The organism is Leifsonia aquatica (assembly GCF_014190775.1).
Lineage (GTDB): Bacteria > Actinomycetota > Actinomycetes > Actinomycetales > Microbacteriaceae > Leifsonia > Leifsonia aquatica.
The window spans coordinates 282,612-300,624 of record NZ_JACHVP010000005.1; the positions used below are offsets into that span (position 1 = coordinate 282,612).

Annotated in this window: 16 protein-coding genes and 1 riboswitch; of the genes, 7 read left to right on the plus strand and 9 right to left on the minus strand. The window is 72.2% G+C overall.

Going from position 1 to position 18,013, the window contains the following annotated elements; all coding sequences use genetic code 11:
* Positions 1-65: 65 nt before the first annotated feature.
* Positions 66-1,280, plus strand: coding sequence for an MFS transporter (locus FHX33_RS19590; RefSeq protein ID WP_039922960.1), 1,215 nt, complete (start codon positions 66-68; stop codon positions 1,278-1,280).
* On the opposite strand, the gene FHX33_RS19595 is transcribed toward FHX33_RS19590, so the two are convergent.
* From FHX33_RS19595 to FHX33_RS19605, 3 genes are all read right to left on the minus strand, one after another.
* The gene (locus tag FHX33_RS19595; protein ID WP_183428880.1) at positions 1,261-3,408 is read right to left on the minus strand and encodes a sigma-70 family RNA polymerase sigma factor; all 2,148 of its coding nucleotides are present in this window, start codon (positions 3,406-3,408) and stop codon (positions 1,261-1,263) included. The genes FHX33_RS19590 and FHX33_RS19595 overlap by 20 nt on opposite strands.
* Before the next feature lie 270 nt (positions 3,409-3,678).
* A complete protein-coding gene (nagA, locus tag FHX33_RS19600; RefSeq protein WP_021758048.1) occupies positions 3,679-4,839 on the minus strand; it encodes an N-acetylglucosamine-6-phosphate deacetylase in 1,161 nt (386 codons plus the stop codon).
* A 24-nt stretch (positions 4,840-4,863) separates the two neighbouring features.
* A complete protein-coding gene (locus FHX33_RS19605; RefSeq protein WP_338092056.1) occupies positions 4,864-5,835 on the minus strand; it encodes an ROK family protein in 972 nt (323 codons plus the stop codon).
* 60 nt (positions 5,836-5,895) lie between these two features.
* Here FHX33_RS19605 and FHX33_RS19610 point away from each other — a divergent pair, with 60 nt between their 5' ends.
* Entirely contained in the window at positions 5,896-7,137 is a 1,242-nt protein-coding gene (locus FHX33_RS19610; RefSeq protein WP_246397580.1) for a hypothetical protein, read from the plus strand.
* Here the strand turns inward: FHX33_RS19610 and FHX33_RS19615 are convergent.
* On the minus strand, positions 7,128-8,642 hold the full coding sequence (locus FHX33_RS19615) for a family 20 glycosylhydrolase (RefSeq protein WP_021765118.1): 1,515 nt from the start codon (positions 8,640-8,642) through the stop codon (positions 7,128-7,130). The genes FHX33_RS19610 and FHX33_RS19615 overlap by 10 nt on opposite strands.
* Positions 8,643-8,774: 132 nt before the next feature.
* Positions 8,775-8,873: riboswitch (ZMP/ZTP riboswitch) on the plus strand.
* 33 nt (positions 8,874-8,906) lie between these two features.
* Between FHX33_RS19615 and glyA the strand changes: the two genes are divergently transcribed.
* From glyA to FHX33_RS19630, 3 genes are all read left to right on the plus strand, one after another.
* Positions 8,907-10,232 carry a serine hydroxymethyltransferase gene (gene glyA, locus FHX33_RS19620; protein ID WP_021765119.1) on the plus strand — a complete coding sequence of 442 codons (1,326 nt, stop codon included), beginning with the start codon at positions 8,907-8,909 and terminating at the stop codon, positions 10,230-10,232.
* A 93-nt stretch (positions 10,233-10,325) separates the two neighbouring features.
* Positions 10,326-11,207, plus strand: a complete 882-nt coding sequence (locus FHX33_RS19625) for a bifunctional methylenetetrahydrofolate dehydrogenase/methenyltetrahydrofolate cyclohydrolase (RefSeq protein ID WP_021765120.1) — start codon at positions 10,326-10,328, stop codon at positions 11,205-11,207.
* Positions 11,204-11,722, plus strand: a complete 519-nt coding sequence (locus FHX33_RS19630; RefSeq protein WP_021765121.1) for a YbaK/EbsC family protein — start codon at positions 11,204-11,206, stop codon at positions 11,720-11,722. Before FHX33_RS19625 ends, FHX33_RS19630 begins: the two co-directional genes overlap by 4 nt.
* Before the next feature lies 1 nt (position 11,723).
* Here FHX33_RS19630 and FHX33_RS19635 read toward each other — a convergent pair whose 3' ends face one another.
* Genes FHX33_RS19635 through galT form a run of 4 tightly spaced genes read right to left on the minus strand, consistent with a single transcriptional unit; the run spans position 11,724 to position 15,473 of the window.
* Positions 11,724-12,239: a gamma carbonic anhydrase family protein gene (locus FHX33_RS19635; protein WP_021765122.1), complete on the minus strand. Its 516-nt coding sequence runs from the start codon at positions 12,237-12,239 to the stop codon at positions 11,724-11,726.
* 9 nt (positions 12,240-12,248) lie between these two features.
* Positions 12,249-13,064, minus strand: a complete 816-nt coding sequence (locus tag FHX33_RS19640) for an MBL fold metallo-hydrolase (RefSeq protein ID WP_039923778.1) — start codon at positions 13,062-13,064, stop codon at positions 12,249-12,251.
* A gap of 58 nt (positions 13,065-13,122) precedes the next feature.
* Entirely contained in the window at positions 13,123-14,283 is a 1,161-nt protein-coding gene (galK, locus tag FHX33_RS19645; protein ID WP_021765124.1) for a galactokinase, read from the minus strand.
* A complete protein-coding gene (gene galT / locus FHX33_RS19650) occupies positions 14,280-15,473 on the minus strand; it encodes a galactose-1-phosphate uridylyltransferase (protein ID WP_021765125.1) in 1,194 nt (397 codons plus the stop codon). The genes galK and galT overlap by 4 nt, the downstream gene beginning before the upstream one ends.
* Before the next feature lie 81 nt (positions 15,474-15,554).
* On the opposite strand from galT, the gene FHX33_RS19655 reads away from it, so the two are divergent.
* Positions 15,555-16,346: a DeoR/GlpR family DNA-binding transcription regulator gene (locus FHX33_RS19655; protein WP_021765126.1), complete on the plus strand. Its 792-nt coding sequence runs from the start codon at positions 15,555-15,557 to the stop codon at positions 16,344-16,346.
* Between the two features lie 9 nt (positions 16,347-16,355).
* The gene (locus FHX33_RS19660) at positions 16,356-17,291 is read left to right on the plus strand and encodes an aldose 1-epimerase family protein (RefSeq protein WP_021765127.1); all 936 of its coding nucleotides are present in this window, start codon (positions 16,356-16,358) and stop codon (positions 17,289-17,291) included.
* Here the strand turns inward: FHX33_RS19660 and FHX33_RS19665 are convergent.
* Positions 17,270-17,974, minus strand: a complete 705-nt coding sequence (locus FHX33_RS19665; RefSeq protein ID WP_021765128.1) for an SDR family oxidoreductase — start codon at positions 17,972-17,974, stop codon at positions 17,270-17,272. The genes FHX33_RS19660 and FHX33_RS19665 overlap by 22 nt on opposite strands.
* Between the last annotated feature and the right edge of the window lie 39 nt (positions 17,975-18,013).

Below are 18,013 nucleotides of genomic sequence, written 5' to 3' on the forward strand. Positions count from 1 at the left end.
CTTCCTCTCTCGCCGATGGATCGGCCGGATCGAGGGGGAAACGCCGTTCGTTGGACAGCACCTCCATGACTGCCTCTTCAACGTCGCCACTGGCAACCGTTCCGAAGTTCCCCTGGGTGGGCCTGCTCGCGCTCGCCGCCGCCGTGTTCCTCTCCGTCACGAGCGAGATGATCCCGACCGGGCTGCTGCCCGACATGAGCGCCTCCCTCGGCGTCAGCGAGGCGCAGGTCGGCCTCCTCGTGACCGTCTTCGCCTTCACCGTCGTCGTCACCAGTACCCCGCTCACCGCCCTCACCCGGCGGTGGCCGCGGCACGGCATGATCGTCGGCGTGCTCGTGGTGCTCGGGCTCTCGAACCTCCTCACCGCCTTCTCGCCGGATTACGCCTGGGTGGTCGCCTCCCGCATCATCGGCGGCATCGCCCACGGCATGTTCTGGTCGATCGTCGGCGCCTACGCCGGGCACCTCGTCCCGAAGGAGCAGATCGGCCGCGCCGTCTCGATCACCCTCGGCGGCGGGACGCTCGCGTTCGTCTTCGGCGTGCCCCTCGGCACCTTCGCCGGGCACCTCTTCGGCTGGCGGCTCTCGTTCGGGATCCTCGCGGGCCTCATGTTCGTGGGAGCCCTGCTCGTCTGGCGTTTCCTGCCCGCGGTCGAGCGGGACGAGGATGCGGCCGGGCGTCGCGACCGCAGCATCCCGCGCCCGAAGGACCGCACCATCCCGACCGTCATCATGGTCTGCCTCATCGCCGCCGTGACGATGATCGGGCACTACTCGTTCTACACGTTCGTGGTGCCCTTCCTCACCGGCCCGATGGGCGTCGCCGCCGGTGACGTCGGCGGGCTCCTGTTCATCTACGGCATCGCCGGCGCGATCGGTCTCGTGCTGGCCGGTTCCGTCCTGGGCCCGCGGCCGCAGTTCGGGCTGCTGCTCGCCCTCGTCGTGACCGGCGTGGCCGTCGCGGGTCTCGCGGCGTTCGCCGGCCAACCGGTGCTCGCCCTGATCGCCTTCGTGATCTGGGGACTCGCCTTCGGAGCGCTCCCGCCCCTCCTGCAGACGCGTCTGCTGCACACCTCGTCGCCGGCGTTCCGCGACACCGCCAGTGCGCTCTACACGACGTCCTTCAACATCGGCATCGGTGGCGGAGCGCTCCTCGGCTCGCTGATCTTCGACGCGGGCGGCCTGATGCTGCTGCCGATCGTCTACATCGTGCTGCTGGCGGTCTCGCTGGTGCTGGTGCTGGTCGTGGGCCGGATGGCCGTCAGAGCAGTCCGGGCGTGACCGTGGCGTCCACGACGATCCCGTGGCGGTCGCCGAAGTCGTAGCCGAACCCGACGCGATAGGTGCCGGGTGCTCCCGTCCAGAGGTACTCCTGCGAGGCGGTGCCGTCCGCGTTCGTCTCGAGCGACTGACCGGCGGGCTGTCCGTTCACATAGAGCAGCAGCCGCGCGCCGGGCAGGCCGTCCGCGGTCATCGTGATGGACATCCCTGACGTCGTCGCGGTCACGGACGGCGCCAGCACGGTCCCCGTCGCGGGGACGGACGGATCGGAGCGGTTGCCGAGCACGTCCGTCTGACGGGCGGTCAGCGCGAACGACGGTGAGGCGAAGAGGAGCTCGGGCGTGGTCCACGCGCCGGCGGCGTCGGCGGTCACGGTGACCAGCGGCACGTCGCCGTCGGAGACGTCGACCGTTGCTCCCGGCTCCGCGGTCCCGGAGACGATCGGCGCGGCGGAACCGGCGGACCCACCGGAGCCGGTGTCGACGCTCGTGATCTGCGGGGGGAGTGCGGTGCGGTCCACCACGAGGGTGCGTGTGACGGCGTCGGACGTTCCGTCGGCGGTGGTCTGGGCGACGGACACGGTCCAGCTCCCGTCGCCGAGCGCCGACAGGTCGAGCGCAAGGCCCCAGGCGCCGGACGCGTCGGCCGTCGCGGTGCCGAGAGTGAGGGCTGCTGCGGCGACGGCGCGGGCCTCCGAGCCTGGCGTGCGCGCCGCGGTCACCGCGATCACGGCTGAGGGTGTTCCCGTGCCGGATGCGTCGATGGTCTGCGCGTTCGTGGTGTACCCGTCGGCCGGGAACGACCCGGAGAGCACGGGAGGCTGCGGACGCGGCGCCACGGGAGTGACCGGCGTCGTCGGGGTGACGGGCGTCGTGGGAGTCGCCGCGTCAGGAACGGTCGGCGTCGGCGCGGTCGGCGCGACCACCGTCGACGGTGCGTCCGGGGTCACCGGCGCCGGGGAGGCAGGTGCGGGCGCGGCAGGCGCAGGGGGCGCGGTGTCCGGACCCGTGGACGAATCGGACGGCCCCGGAGCCGCGGGCGACGCCGGGTCGGCGACGGCTGCGCTCGTCGGCGTGGGAGCCGAGGCGAAGAGGGCCGGCCCGAAGACGAAGGCCCCGGCCACCGCGGCGGCGACGAGCACGCCGCCCACGGCGAGCGACGTGATGGTGGCTGCGCTCGCGCCGGCACCGCCGGCTCCTCCGGCAGAGCCTCCCGAAGCCGCGCTCGACGCTCCCATCGTCGTTGCACCGGCACCGGCACCGGCACCGGCACCGGCACCGGCACCCGCTGTCGCGGCAGCGGGCATCGCGGCACCGGCCGCACCGAGGGCGTACGGGACGGTGTGGGCTCCGCTCTGCATCCAGGCGGAGTAGGCCGTCGCGCCACCGACGCCCGCGATCAGCGGCAGGAGGACGAGCGCCATCCGCGAGCCGACGTCCTTCGCCTCCTCGGCGACGATGGTGCAGCGCGCGCAGTCGAGCAGGTGCGCCTCCACCTTCGCGGTCTCGCGCTTGCCGAGCCCGTGGCGCGCGTAGGAACCCAGCCGCTCGGTGGTCCAGTGGCAGTCCGAGTCCTCCGGCACCGCTGCCAGGTGCGCCTGGATCCACGCCTGGCGCAGACCCTCCCGTGCGCGATAGGCCAGCGCGGCGACGGCGTTCGCCGACATGCCCAGGAGCGGGGCGACCTCGGCCGGCTTCATGCCCTCGACCTCGCAGTACCAGAGCACCTCCTGCCACCGGGTGGGGAGGGTGCGGAACGCGTTCGCGGTCAGGGAGCGATCGAGCGCCTCCAGGCCGGCGGCCTCGGTGAACGCCGGGTCCTCGATGGTGTCCGCGTCATCGATCGGCGTTTCGCGCGCTCGGCGCCCCCAGGAGGCGGCGACGTTGCGCACGGTCGTGAAGAGGTAGGCGCGGAAGCCGGAGGTGGGACCGTGGCCGTTCGCGATCGCCTGGTAGATCTTCGCGTACGCCTCGGCGACGAGGTCGTCGGCGTCGAGATCGCTGTGCGACCGCGCCACGGCGAGCCCGGCGCGCGCGTGCCGCCGCCAGAGCTCGGCGAACGCGTTCCGATCGCCCGCACGCGTCGCGTCGACCAGCTGGAGGTCGGAGAGGTCGGACAGGTCGGGCATCCCACGATTCTCCCGTATCGAGGCACCAAAAGGGCTGAGCGAGGGGGCCGGCGGGAGTCCCCGAAATATTTCACAGAACCGGCGTCATGGATGGCGGCGGTCGCGGTCTCTCAAGACGTGGCCGCCGCACAGGGGGCGTCCGTGCCACGCCCGTGCCGGACCCGAACCGGCACGAGCACGATGGTGACCGACGACCCGAACGCCGATCACCGTCGACGAGGGGATCCTCGAGGGCCGGGTCCAGAACACGGATCCGGCCCCGGGCCCCGCTCAGCGAGCGACGGGGTCGCCGTCCGTGAAGACCTGGAGCACCCGGAAGTCGCCGTCGAGCAGCACGGCATCCGCCGCGTACCCCGGCGCGAGCCGGCCGAGATCGTCGCTACGCCCGACCGCGGCCGCCGGCGTCTCAGTGAGCGCCCGCACCGCGTCCTCGACGGGGAGGCCGACCTCCTGCACTGCGCGCCGCAGAGCGTCGTCGAGCGTCAGCGTCGAACCGGCGATGGAGCCGCCCTCGGCGAGACGTGCGACGCCGTCCCTGACCTGCACGGCGAGCGAGCCGAGCAGATAGTCGCCGTCCTCCGCGCCCGCGGCGGCCATCGCGTCGGTGATGAGCGCGACGCGACCCGGAGCCGCGGCGAACAGCATCCGGACGACCTCCGGGTGCACGTGCACGCCGTCGTTGATGATCTCCAGCGTGACGCCGGCCGTGCGGGTGGCCGCGGCGACCGGGCCGGGAGCGCGGTGGTGCACGCCGTCCATGCCGTTGTAGGCGTGAGTCAGGATGCTCGCGCCCGCCGCGAACGCCTCCATCGTCTGCGCGTAGTCGGCGGCGGTGTGGCCGACGGCGACGGCGACTCCGGCCGAGCTGAAGGCGCGCACGGCGTCCAGGCCGCCCGGCAGCTCCGGGGCGATCGTGATCTGCCGCAGCGTTCCGTCGGCGGCCGCCAGCAGGAGGTCGATGTCCTCCGGCGTCGCCGAGCGCAGCAGGCTCGGCTCGTGCGCACCCTTGTGACCGACGTCGAGGAACGGGCCCTCGAGGTGCGACCCGAGCACGCGGGAGTCCTCGCGGCTGAGCGCCGCGATCGCCCGCACGCTCTCGGCGAGGCGGTCGACGGGCGCGGTGACCAGGGAGATGACCGCGCGGGTGGTGCCGTGGCGCTGGTGCAGATCGAGCGCCCGCCGGATGCTCTCCGGACCGTCGTCGTAGCTCGCTGTCGCGCCCCCGTGGCCGTGGATGTCGACGAAACCGGGCGTCAGCCACGCGCCGTCGGCGTCCGTGACGGAGACCGTTCGGTCGCTGACGACCGCCGAACGCCATTCGTCTCCGGTGCCGGTGGCGGCGATCGTGCCGCCGTCGAACCGCACCCATGCGTTGTGGACGACGTGGCCGTCGCTGACGAGACGGGCGGAATGGATCACATGCGCGGTCATTTCATCGACGATACCGTCGCCGGGTCAGGCGACCGGTTGCGGGACCGCGGCGGCGAGCAGATCGCGCGCCCGCAGCGCCGCGCCGATCACGCCGGCGTTCTCGCCGATGCTCGCGGGGAGCAGCGCCGGGCGGCGCTGGAAGGTGAGGATGCCCTCCAGACGCTCGGCCAGCGGGACGAACAGTGCGTCGCCTGCCTGCGAGAGGCCGCCGCCGATCACGATCGCCTCGGGCGAGAGCAGCGCGACCGTGTGCGAGATGTCGAGGGCGAGCGCGTCCAGGGCGCTCGCCCACACGGCGATCGCGTCGGCGTCGCCCGCCTCGGAGCGCTCGAGCACCTCCCGGGCTCCCGGGACCGTCGCCCCGGTCGCCGTGTTGTACCGGCGCGCGATGGCCGCCGCGGACGCGACGGCCTCCAGGCAGCCGATACCGCCGCACGCGCACACCGGACCGTCCGCGACGCGGGAGTGGCCCATCTCGCCGACCAGACCGCCGCCGACGAGCAGGCGGTCGTCGAGGAAGACGGCGCCGGCGATCCCGGTGCCGATCGCCATGAAAACCACGTTCCGGTAGGGCGCCGCCGCTCCCAGCCGCTTCTCCGCCTGGCCGGCTCCGCGCACGTCGTGGCTGAACGACACCGGCACGCCGAGGGCCGCTGCCGCGCGGTCGCGGAAGGGGTACTCGCGCCAGCCGAGGTTCTCGGCGAAGACCCCCACGCCGCGCTCGTCGTCCACGTGCCCGGGGACCAGCAGACCGAGCGCCTCCGGCTCGATGGCGGGATGCGTCGCCCGGAACTCGTCGGCGATCGCGACGAGGGCTGCGACGACGGCGTCCGCCGTCGCGGGGCCTTCATGCGGGGTCGGTCGCCGCACGATCTCGACGATCCGCCCGTCGGCGTCGATCAGCGCGGCCTTCATGTCCGTGCCGCCGACGTCGACGGCGAGCACCGGCGCACCGGGACCCAGGGGAGCGGAGGAGGGGTCGGTGAGTACGTTCACATGTACAGGATCCCATCCCCGGCACCGGTGCATGCTCACCGGAGTAGTATCCCGCTGAGCATGTCAGCGGGAATCACGAGCACAGCGCCCACGCCGGGAGCCGGGACGCGCGTACGCGGAGACCGGGTGCGCCTGGCCGGTCGCGACCTCCCCTGGTGGGGCGCGACCTTGATCGTCTACGCCTCCTCGCGGGTGCTGACGACCGTCTTCATGCTGTCGCTCTACGTCGCGGCGACGGTCGGCGACTGGCCGTTCGCCAGTTCGCGGCAGGACCCGACCTTCTTCACGTTCTCGTCGTCCTGGGACGGCTCGTTCTACCAGCGCATCGCCTCCGGCGGGTACCCGACGACGCTCCCCACCGACGGCGGGGGCGACGTGCAGCAGAACCCCTGGGCGTTCCTGCCGCTCTACCCGGCCGTGGTCCGCGGGCTGATGGCTGTGACCGGCCTGCCGTTCGCTCCCGCGGGCGTGCTCGTCGCGACCCTCTTCGGAGCCGGCGCGGCGCTCGTGCTGTACCGCATCGTCCACGCGCGGGGCGGCACGGTCTCGGCCCTCTGGGCGACCGTGTTCTTCTGCTTCGGCCCGCTCTCGTTCGTGCTGCAGATCACCTACGCCGAGAGCATGTTCTTCTTCCTGATGTTCGCCGCGCTGCTGGCGATGATCCGGCGGAGGTACTGGCTCGTCATCCCGTTCACCGTGGCGGCGGCGTTCGCCAAACCCGGAGCGCTCGCCATCCCGCTGGCGCTCGCGGTCGTCTTCGTCGTGCGCATCGTGCAGGAGCGCCGGGGCATCGGCACGTTCGGGATGCGCGAGCGCGTCGCCGTGCTCGTCGCCGGCGCGGTCACCGCGATCGCGGGCCTGGCCTGGCCGCTCATCGCCTCGCAGGCGACGGGGACGCCCGACGCCTATGTGTCCACCGAGCTCTCCTGGTGGACCGGATTCATCGGGCACGTGTCGTTCGTGCCCCTGACGCCGTGGTTCCTCTTCACCTGGAAGTACGCGGGCATCGCCGGGGTGCTGCTGGTGGTCGCGGTGATCGCCGGATTCGTGTGGCTGCTGCGCCGTCCGGGTGTCCGCGACCTCGGCACCGAGGTGGTGGCCTACTCGGCCAGTTACGGTCTCTACCTGGTGGCGGTGTTCCTGCCGCAGCAGAGCCTGTTCCGGCTGCTGCTCCCGTTGGCGCCGCTCGGAGGTGCGCGCGGTCTCACGCACAGCCCGCGGGCGCGGACGATCGTGCTGGTCGCAGGAGTCGCGCTGCAGCCGGTGACACTGATCCTGCTGTGGTTCCTCGGCTACCCCTGACCGGCGTTCTCCGGCCACGGCACCTCGGCGGTGCGACGGTAGGAGGTGCCCGCGGCATCCCAGTGCTCCGCCAGCTGGGCGAGACGTACGGCGAACTCCGGGAAGTCGCGTGCGGCCTCCACGGCCTCGGTGTCGGCGGGGGCCGGCGACCAGCCGATCTCGGCGACGGCGGCGAGCCGGGGGAAGACCATCTCCTCGGCCTCCTGGATGGTGGCGACGGTCTCCGTCCACAGCGGCGCCTCGACGCCGAGGATGTGTGCCTCGGCGAGACCGGGGACGATGCGGGCCGGGTCCCACTCCAGGGCGTCCCGCAGCGTCGTCGGGCCGTCCGCCCAGTCCTGGCCGATCGCGTCCCCCTCCTCATAGACGATGTCGAGGTAGGCGACATCGGCGGGGGAGAGGATGGCCGCGCCGCCCTGGCGCACGAACGACAGGATGTCGTCGGCGGCCGACCCGCGCGGCGTGCGGTAGTCCCAGTACTGGCCGACGGTGCCCTCCGGCAGCGCGTCGCAGGCGCCCATCTCATGCCAGCCGACGGGGGTCTTCCCGGCGTCCGCGACCAGGCGCGCAGCGTGCCGGAGGAAGGCGACGAAGTCCTCGCGCGCGGTGCTCAGGCACTCGTCCCCGCCGATGTGGAGGAACGGGCCGGGCGTCAGCGCGGCGACCTCGCCGATGACGTCTGAGAGGAAGCGCTCCGTCGTCGGGTCGCCGGTCATCAGGGTGCTGAAGCCGACGGTCGTTCCCGTGTAGAGGGCAGGGGCCGCACCGTCGGGATTCAGCTCCGGGTACGACGCGAGAGCCGCGTTCGTGTGGCCCGGCATGTCGATCTCGGGGACGACGGTGATGTGGCGCTGCGCCGCATAGGCGACGAGGCCGCGGTACTCCTCCTGCGTGTAGAACCCGCCGGCGCCGCCGCCCGCGGCGGTCGACCCGCCGACGCTCGTCAGCTCGGGCCACGACGCGATCTCCAGTCGCCAGCCCTGGTCGTCGGTGAGGTGGAGGTGGAGGTGGTTGACCTTCAGCAGCGCGATCGCGTCGATGAAGCGCTCGACATCCCGGACCGGGAAGAAGTGCCGCGCGACGTCGAGCATCGCGCCGCGGTAGGCGTAGCGCGGGTAGTCCCGCACGCGTACGGCCTCGATCGTCAGCGGGTCGTCGGAGCAGGAGGCGGGGACGAGCTGACGCAGCGTCTGCACGCCGTGGAGCGCACCGGCCGCGGTGGCCGCGCCGATGCGCACGCCCTCTGCGGCGACGTCGAGCGAGTACCCCTCCTCGCGATGCCCGTCCGGCCCCTCATGCTCGGCGACCACGATGGCGATGTCACCGTACTCGGGCGGCTCGATCACCACGACGAGTTCGCGGTGGCAGTCGCGGCGGAGCGCGTCGCGCAGGAGGGCGGCCACCCCCTCCGCTCCGGCGCCCGCGACGCTGATCCGGGCCGTCGGGCCGAGGACGAACGGTGCGTCGGTCGTGCTCACGAGCTCGACAGGGCGGGGTATGACCACGGAGGCTCCTCATGTGGCTGGGTGTTGCTCGGGCGGCGGCCGCGTCCGTCCACCCCCGGACGGCCACCAGCGAGTATCGCAGGCCTCCTAACTAATGGGCAAGGGTCCGGGACCTGCGCGCCTTTGCTATGCTGGGCGAGTCGCGACTGGCGCTCAGATGGTCACCATCGGGGAGCGACGACGGTACCTCGAAAGCATGGGTGGATTCGGCCGCGCGCCTGGGTCGATACGTACACTGTCCATCCCTGTCCGAAGGAGCCCGTAGTGACCGACACCCTGCCCTCGACCTTCACCGCCCCGCTCGCGGAGGTCGACCCCGAGATCGCGGAGGTGCTGCAGCTCGAGCTCGGCCGCCAGCGCGACTACCTCGAGATGATCGCCTCCGAGAACTTCGTGCCGCGTGCGGTGCTGGAGTCCGTCGGCTCGGTCCTCACCAACAAATACGCAGAGGGCTACCCCGGCCGCCGCTACTACGGCGGCTGCGAGTACGTCGACATCGCCGAGCAGCTGGCGATCGACCGGGCGAAGAGCCTGTTCGGCGCCGAGTACGCGAACGTCCAGCCGCACTCCGGCGCCTCCGCCAACGCCGCGGTCCTCTCCGCGATCGCGACCCCCGGCGACACCATCCTGGGCCTGGAGCTCGCCCACGGCGGCCACCTGACCCACGGCATGAAGCTCAACTTCTCGGGCAAGCTCTACAACGCCGTCTCGTACGGCGTCGACCCCGAGACCTTCCTCGTCGACATGGACGTGGTGCGCGACAAGGCCCGCGAGCACAAGCCGCAGGTCATCATCGCGGGCTGGTCGGCCTACCCCCGCCACCTCGACTTCGCCGCCTTCCGCGAGATCGCGGACGAGGTCGGCGCCAAGCTCTGGGTCGACATGGCGCACTTCGCCGGCCTCGTGGCCGCGGGCCTGCACCCGTCGCCCGTGCCCTACGCGGACGTCGTCAGCTCGACGGTGCACAAGACCATCGGCGGCCCCCGCTCCGGCTTCATCGTCAGCCGCGACACCGAGCTCGCCAAGAAGCTCAACTCCAACGTGTTCCCCGGCCAGCAGGGCGGGCCGCTCATGCACGTGATCGCGGCCAAGGCGACCGCGTTCAAGCTCGCCGCGACCGAGGAGTTCAAGGACCGCCAGGCGCGCACCATCCGCGGCGCCCAGATCCTCGCCTCCCGCCTCACCGCCGACGACTCGCGCGCGGCCGGCGTCGACGTGCTCACCGGGGGCACGGACGTGCACCTGGTGCTCGCCGACCTCCGCAACTCGCAGCTCGACGGCCAGCAGGCGGAGGACGTGCTGCACGAGGTCGGCATCACGGTCAACCGCAATGCGGTGCCGTTCGACCCGCGCCCGCCCATGGTCACCTCCGGCCTCCGGATCGGCACGCCGGCGCTCGCGACCCGTGGCTTCGGCGACACCGAGTTCACCGAGGTGGCGGACATCATCGGCAGCGCCCTCGTCCCCGGCGCCGACACCGCCGCGCTGCGCTCGCGCGTGGACGCGCTGACCGCGGCGTTCCCGCTCTACCCGGGCCTCACGCCCTCGGGCCAGGACGCCTTCCCGGTCGAGCTCCCCTCCTCGATCTGACACTCCCCACCCCTCGAGTACACGAAAAGTCGGGCGAAAGCCGTCGAGTACGCGAAGAATCCGCGTACTCGACGGTGCAACGACGGAGGAACTGTGACCGCACGAATTCTGGACGGCAAGGCCACGGCCGCCGCGATCAAGAGCGAGCTGACCGAGCGCGTGACGCGCCTGCGCGAGCAGGGCGTGGTGCCCGGGCTCGGCACCATCCTGGTCGGTGACGACCCCGGGTCGCAGTGGTACGTCGCCGGCAAGCACCGCGACTGCGCGGAGGTGGGCATCGCCTCCATCCGCCGCGACCTCCCGGCCGACATCTCGCAGGCCGAGCTGGAGGCCGTGATCGAGGACCTGAACGCCGACCCCGACTGCACCGGGTTCATCGTCCAGCTCCCGCTGCCGCCGCACCTCGACACCGACGCGATCCTCGAGCTCGTGGACCCGGCGAAGGATGCGGACGGCCTGCACCCGACGAACCTCGGCCGCCTGATGCTCAACGTCAACCGGCCGATCACCACGCCGCTCCCGTGCACCCCGCGCGGCGTCATCGAGCTGATGGAGCGGCACGGGATCGAGCTGAACGGCAAGCACGTCGTCGTCGTCGGCCGCGGCGTCACCGTCGGCCGCTCGATCGGCTCGCTGCTGACCCGTCGCGAGTACAACGCGACCGTGACGCTCACCCACACCGGCACCGTCGATCTCGACGAGCACCTCAAGCGCGCCGACGTGATCGTGGCCGCCGCGGGTGTCGCGGGGCTGGTCTCGGCCGAGAACGTGAAGCCCGGCGCGATCGTCCTCGACGTGGGCGTGAGCCGCGTGGAGGACCCGGTCACCGGCAAGAGCGTCGTCGCCGGTGACGTGGCGCCGGATGTCGCCGAGGTCGCCGCGTGGATCTCGCCGAACCCGGGCGGTGTCGGCCCGATGACCCGCGCGCTGCTGCTGCAGAACGTGGTCGAGTCCGCGGAGCGGGCGCTGGCATGAGCGGCGAGGGCACCGAGCGCACGCATCCCGCCGTGGAGCGGGTCGAGTCGGCCCTCCTCGCGGCCGGCGTCGAGCCGCGGGTCCGCTGGTTCGAGGCGGCGACGCCCACGGCCGTCTCCGCCGCGGCCGAGCTGGGCGTGGAGGTGGGCGCCATCGCCAACTCCCTCGTCTTCACCATCGACGGCGAGCCGCTGCTCGTCATGACCTCCGGCGCGCACCGTGTGGACACGGCCTACCTCGGGGAGCAGCTGGGCGGCCGTATCCGTCGGGCCGACCCCGAGACCGTGAAGTCGGCCACGGGTCAGACCATCGGCGGTGTCGCGCCGGTCGGCCACCCCGCACCGCTCCGCACGGTCGTGGATGTGGCGCTCGCCGGCTACCCCGAGGTCTGGGCCGCGGCCGGTCACCCGCACACGGTGTTCCCCACGACGTTCGCCGAGCTGGTGCGGCTGACGGGGGGAGCACCGGGCGCGGTCGAGCCGTCCGCGACGGACGCTTCGGCGACCGAAGCCTGAGTCAGCCCCGCGGGTGCGCCTCGACCAGGCGCAGGTAGGCGGAGGCGTTGCCGACGAGGCCCGCCCGCTCCTCTTCCGTGAGCTCTCGGCGGACCTTCCCGGGCACGCCGGCGACGAGGGATCCGGGCGGGACGACCGTCCCTTCGAGCACCACGGTCCCGGCGGCGACGAGCGACCCGGCTCCGATGACTGCACCGTTGAGCACGGTCGCGTGCATCCCGATCAGCGCGCCGTCCTCGATCGTGCAGCCGTGAAGCACGGCGTTGTGGCCGACCGACACGTCCGCGCCGATCGTCAGCGGGTATCCGGCGTCGACGTGGCAGGAGACGTTGTCCTGGAGGTTGCTGCGCTCGCCGAGCACGATCTCCTCCGCCTCGGCGCGGAGCACCGCGTTGTACCAGACGCTCGACGCGGCACTCAGGCGCACGCGCCCGGCGAGGACCGCCCCGGGAGCGACGAAGGCATCGGGCGAGACGGTGGGCGCCGAGCCGTCGGCGAGGGTGACGAGGGTGCTCATCCCGTCAGCTTAGCCAGCGCGGGCTGCACGCTCCCGGCTCTCGTCGACGACGATGAAGCGCTTGCGGACCACGCGACCGTCGGGAGAGTCCGGCAGGTCGTCGAGCGCCGCGCGCACGCGGTTCAGGATGCGCGGAGGCAGCTCGAGTGCGGGCTCGTCCGGCTGGTCGATCGTGCCGGGCGGGTAGGCCACGCCGGGCTCCTGCGACATCTCGATGTGCGCGCCCCGCAGCTCGCGCACGCGCACGGGCGCCGAGTCGCGGAACCGGATGAGCCGGTCGATCGTCGCGCTGTACTGCGCGCGGTCCCGGATGTAGAGGTGAGCGGGGAGCACGGTGTCCCCGGTGAACAGGATGCCGCTCCGGCGGTCGAAGAACACGACGGCGGACGGCTCGTGCCCCGGGCCGCCGATCACGTCGATCGGCCGTTGACCGAGGTCGAACTCCACGACCTCGTCCGGCCACGCGCGGAACCCGAAGAACGAGATGACCTGGGCCGGGGTGGTCCCGACCACCGTCGTCGCCGGTCGTGCCGCGAGCAGCGGGTCCCCCGCGATGTGGTCGCGGTGGGCGTGCGTGTGCGCGACGACCAGGGGATACGGCCGCAGGAACACCGCAGGGTTGCGTCGCAACCAGGTGTCGGTGAGCCGGTCGACCGTCGCGCGCAGCGGGAAGACGGACTCGTCCGCCGTGGCACCCGTGTCGAGCAGGAGTGCGCGCCTCCGGCCGAAGAGCAGGAAGAGGAAGGGCGCCTCCCAGTGCGACGACTTCGGCTGCCGCAGCTGCACGGTGTCGGCGTCGAGCCAGGTGATCTCGGGATCCGTCATCCCCGCCATCTTCCTCCCGAACGGTTGCCGGGAGGTTAACGACGGGGATGAGGGGAGGTCAGCTCTCCCGGCGCGTGCCCTCCGACGGCACCACGGTGAAGAGGTTCGGCTGGCCGAAGCCGTGCTCCGCGAAGGCTCCGTCGAGTGCGACGAGCACCCGGCTGACCGCGTCGGATGGCACGAGCGCGATCGCCGACCCGCCGAAGCCGCCGCCGGTCATCCGCGCGCCGATGGCCCCGCTGGACTGCGCCGTCTCGACGGCGAGGTCGAGCTCGGGCACGGAGATCTCGAAGTCGTCGCGCATGGAGGCGTGGGAGGCGTCGAGCAGTTCCCCGATCGCGGTCGGGCCCTGCTCGCGCAGGGTGCGCACGGTGTCGAGCACGCGCTGGTCCTCCGTGACGACATGGCGGACGCGGCGGAAGGTCACATCGTCGAGCAGTTCACGGGCGCGGTCCAGATCGGCGACCGAGACATCCCGGAGCGACTCGACTCCGAGCGCGGCGGCGCCGGCCTCGCAGGAGGCGCGACGCTCGGCGTAGCCGCCCGTGGCGTGCGCGTGCTCCACGCCCGTGTCGATCACGACGATCTCCAGCCCGGCCTCGGCCAGGCCCAGCGGCACGATCTCGGAGTGCAGCGTGCGGCAGTCCAGGAAGACGGCGGAATCCGGCTCGCCCAGCAGCGACGCGGACTGGTCCATGATCCCGGTCGGGGCGCCGACGGCCACGTTCTCGGCGCGCTGGCCCACGCGGGCGAGTGTCTGACGGTCGAGTCCGAGCCGCCACACGTCGTTCAGCGCGAGGGCGACGGCGCCCTCGATCGCGGCGGACGACGACAGGCCGGCGCCGACGGGGACGTTGGAGTCGATGAGCACGTCGAAGCCCGGCACGGCGGCCAGGTCGGCGCCGAACTCGCCGAGCGCCCACGCCACGCCGAGCGGGTAGGCCGACCAGCCGGAGAGGGCCTCGGGCCCGATCGCGTCGAGGTCGATCTCCACGAGCTCGTCGGCGAAGGTGCTGCCGACGCGGACGGTACGGTCCTCGCGCAGCCCGAGCGCGGCCACCGTGCGGCGGTTGATCGCGAACGGGAGGACGAATCCCTCGTTGTAGTCGGTGTGCTCGCCGATGAGGTTGACGCGGCCGGGGGACGACCACACGCCGTCGGGCTGGCGGCCGAACACCTCGGCGAAGTCGTCGCGGACGCCGGAGCGCAGATCGGTCATCGGTCGGCCTTTCGGTCGGAGGGAGCGGGTGGGACGGTGACGAGGCCGGAGATGCCGGAGGGCAGCTCGCCGACCGGGTTCTCGCGATCGGCGCGGGCGACGGCCTCGCGGAGGGCCTCTGCGGCCTTCTCGGGCGGAACGTCGCCGATCCACGCGCCCATCGCGGCTTCGGAGCCGGCCAGGAACTTCAGCTTATCCGCGGCGCGGCGGGGGGAGGTGATCTGCAGCATCAGGCGGATCTCGTCGCGGCGCACATCGACGGGCGCCTGGTGCCAGGCGGCGATGTAGGGAGTGGGGGAGTCGTAGAGCGCATCCACTCCCCGCAGGACGCGGAGGTAGAGCGTGGCGAGCTCGTCCCGCTCGGCGTCGTTCGTCTCGGCGAAGTCGGCGACGTGCCGGTGCGGGAGGACGTGGATCTCGATGGGCCAGCGGGCCGCGAAGGGCACGAACGCGGTCCAGTGCTCGCCGGCGAGGACGACGCGCTCGGAGGCGCGCTCGCGCTCCAGGATGTCGGCGAACAGCGTCGGACCGTACGCGTCGAGAGAGCGGATGAGCGCGTTGGTGCGCGGCGTGATGTACGGGTACGAGTAGATCTGGCCGTGCGGGTGGTGCAGGGTGACGCCGATGGCCTCCCCGCGGTTCTCGAACGGGAACACCTGGCGCACGCCGGGCAGCGCGGACAGCACCGCGGTGCGGTCCGCCCAGGCCTCGATGACCGTGCGGGCGCGGGAGGGCGTGAGGCTCCCGAAGGAGCCGCTCGTCGCCGGGCTGAAGCAGACGACCTCGCAGCGCCCGACGGAGGTGCGCGTGCGGCCGAGCCCGACCTCCGCCAGGTCGTCGAGACCGAGGGGGGCGTTCGCGTCCTCGAGCAGCGGCCCGAACGACGGCGACTTGTTCTCGAAGACCGCGACGTCGTACACGCTAGGGATCTCGGAGGGGTTGCTCGGCGTGGCGGGTGCGAGCGGGTCGAGCTCGGCGGGCGGCAGCATCACGCGGTTCTGGCGGGCGGCGGCGATCGACACCCATTCGCCGGTCAGCGGGTCCTGTCGCATGGTCGCCGTCGGCGGACGCGGGGACGGCTCGCGGAGGTCGGGTGCGCGGTCGGGCGCGAGCGTCGAGTCCGCGTCGTCGTAGTAGATGAGGTCCCGGCCGTCGGAGAGGACGTGCGGGCGCTTGGTGATGGAAGCCATGCCAGCCTTTCGTTTCCGAAAGCAAATCTAGTCATTCGCTTTCGCATTGACAAGCAAACGCAAGCGGAACACGATGGGCGTATGAGCGAACCGCTGCCTGCCGCCCTCCGCCGGGAGCGCATGCTCGAACTGATCGGCCGCGCCGGCTTCGTCCGGGTCAGCGAGCTGAGCGAGGAGTTCCAGGTCTCCGACGTCACGGTGCGCAGCGACCTCGACGCGCTCGACGAGCGGCAGAGCATCCGGCGGGTCCACGGCGGCGCGGTCCTCCGCGGCACGGGGATGCGTGAGGCCAGCTTCGAGGAGGCCCTGGAGGCGTCGGCGGACGAGAAGCGGTCGATCGCGCTTGCCGCGGCCGCGCTCGTCGGCTCGGGGAGCAGCGTGCTGCTCGACGTCGGCACCACCACCGCGGCGATCGCGCGTGCCCTCGCCGACCGGGACGATCTCACCGACGTCACCGTGATCACCAACGGCTTGACGATCGCGCTCGAGCTGGAGCGCGCCATCCCGCGTTTCCAGGTCGTCGTCACCGGCGGCACGCTGCGGCCGCTGCAGCACTCGCTGGTCGAGCCGTTGGCCTCCAGCCTGCTCGAACGGGTGCACGCCGACCTCGCCTTCATCGGCTGCACCGGGGTCCACCCGGTCGGCGGTGTCACCAACGTGAACCTGCCCGAGGCCGACCTGAAGCGCGCGATGGTGACGACCGCGGAGCGCGCCGTCGTCGTCGCCGACGGCTCCAAGCTCGGCCGCACGCACCTCGGACGCATCGCCGGCATCGACGAGATCTCGGCGCTCGTCACCGGTGTCTCGGCGGCCCCGGAGGAGCTGTCCGCGCTGCGCGAAACCGGTCTGCCGGTCACCGTCGCCGGGGCCTAGGCTGTGGCCATGCGTGCACCCACCGGCGACCAGTACGACATCGAATTCGGCGACTTGAGCGCGACCATCACCCAGGTGGCGGCGGGGATCCGCACCCTGCGCTACGCGGGTGTCGACCTCACGGAGCCGTTCCCGGAGGAGTCCACCCCGCCCTCCGCCGATGGCATCGCGCTCGTCCCGTGGCCCAACCGCGTGAAAGACGGCCGCTGGGAGCTCGACGGCATCGTGCAGCAGCTCGCCCTCACCGAGCCGCAGCTCGGGAACGCCAGTCACGGCCTCCTGCGCTACCAGCCGTACACCCTCGTCGCCCGCACCGACTCGTCGGTCACGCAGGCGGCGAGCATCTACCCGCAGGCCGGCTATCCGTTCCTCCTCGACACCACGGTCGAGCACGAGCTGGACACCGAGGGCCTCACCGTCACGCACACGATCGCCAACCGCGGGGAGCGTCCCGCGCCCGTCGCCGTCGGCGCCCACCCCTACCTCCGGATCGGCGACGTGCCCGCCGAGCAGCTCACGCTGACGGTGACCGCGGCCACGCGATTCGAGACCGACGACCGGCTCAACGTGATCGGGGAGGCCCCCGTCGCCGGTACGCGCTTCGACCTCTCGGCGGGCGCGCGCGTGAGCGACCTGGACGTGAACGACGGCTTCGGCGGGCTCGCCGAGCGGCCGGAGCACGTGCTCGCGGCCGACGACGGCCGTCGTGTGATCCTCTGGAGCGATCCCGCCTTCGCCTACGTGCAGGTCTTCACGCACCGCGCTTTCGCCACCAAGGCGCCGGGGGAGGTCGCGCTCGCGGTCGAGCCCATGACTGCGCCCGCCAACGCGCTCAACACCGGGCAGGGGCTCCACTGGATCGCGCCCGGCGAGGAGTGGACGGCGAGCTGGGGCATCCGGCCCGAGGGCTTCGCCGCGTCGTCCTACTTGGCCAGCTGGGGGTAGAGGGCGCGCACGTCCTCGTGAAGCTTCGACTTCACATGGCGGGCCACGTCGCCGACGATCGCCTCCGCGTCTCCGGAGAGGACCGCGTCCAGCGCCTCGTCCACGACCTGCGTCGGCGGGACCTTCACGCCCTCCGCGTTCGCGGCCATCTCCGTGTCGACGTAGCCGACGTGCACTCCGACGACCTGGATGCCCTGCGGCGCCAGCTCGACGCGCGCGGAGTTGCTCGCCGACCACAGCGCGGCCTTGGTCGCACTGTACGAGCCGAGCGCGAGCCAGCTCAGCGCGGAGTGCATGTTCACGATCGCGCCGCCGTCGTTCTGCGCCAGCACGGGTGCGAAGGCACGGGTGACCAGGACGGGGCCCCAGAAGTTGGTGTCGAACTCGCGGTGGATCTCGTCGAGGTCTCCCGAGATGAGCGACTGGTTCACGGCGATGCCGGCGTTGTTGACCAGCACGGTCACATCGCTCGCGATCTCGGCATCGCGCCGGATGCTCTCGGGGTCGGTCACGTCGAGCGCGAGGGGAACCACTCGGGGGTCGTCGCTCGTGACGGTCTCGGGGCGGCGCGCGGCCGCGTAGACCTTCGCGACGCCGCGCTGGAGCAGTCCGGCGACGAAGGCGGCTCCGAGTCCGCGGTTGGCTCCGGTGACGAGGGCGGTGCGTCCGGCGAGGTCGGTCATGGTTCCTCCAGAAGTAAACAGATCGGTGTACTTCGAAAT

Coding starts and splice junctions, on each gene's coding strand:
- FHX33_RS19590 (WP_039922960.1), top strand. CDS start 66: ATGACTGCCTCTTCAACGTCGCCACTGGCAACCGTTCCGAAGTTCCCC.
- FHX33_RS19595 (WP_183428880.1), bottom strand. CDS start 3,408: ATGCCCGACCTGTCCGACCTCTCCGACCTCCAGCTGGTCGACGCGACG.
- nagA (WP_021758048.1), bottom strand. CDS start 4,839: ATGACCGCGCATGTGATCCATTCCGCCCGTCTCGTCAGCGACGGCCAC.
- FHX33_RS19610 (WP_246397580.1), top strand. CDS start 5,896: ATGTCAGCGGGAATCACGAGCACAGCGCCCACGCCGGGAGCCGGGACG.
- FHX33_RS19630 (WP_021765121.1), top strand. CDS start 11,204: ATGAGCGGCGAGGGCACCGAGCGCACGCATCCCGCCGTGGAGCGGGTC.
- FHX33_RS19635 (WP_021765122.1), bottom strand. CDS start 12,239: ATGAGCACCCTCGTCACCCTCGCCGACGGCTCGGCGCCCACCGTCTCG.
- FHX33_RS19640 (WP_039923778.1), bottom strand. CDS start 13,064: ATGACGGATCCCGAGATCACCTGGCTCGACGCCGACACCGTGCAGCTG.
- galK (WP_021765124.1), bottom strand. CDS start 14,283: ATGACCGATCTGCGCTCCGGCGTCCGCGACGACTTCGCCGAGGTGTTC.
- galT (WP_021765125.1), bottom strand. CDS start 15,473: ATGGCTTCCATCACCAAGCGCCCGCACGTCCTCTCCGACGGCCGGGAC.
- FHX33_RS19655 (WP_021765126.1), top strand. CDS start 15,555: ATGAGCGAACCGCTGCCTGCCGCCCTCCGCCGGGAGCGCATGCTCGAA.
- FHX33_RS19660 (WP_021765127.1), top strand. CDS start 16,356: ATGCGTGCACCCACCGGCGACCAGTACGACATCGAATTCGGCGACTTG.
- FHX33_RS19665 (WP_021765128.1), bottom strand. CDS start 17,974: ATGACCGACCTCGCCGGACGCACCGCCCTCGTCACCGGAGCCAACCGC.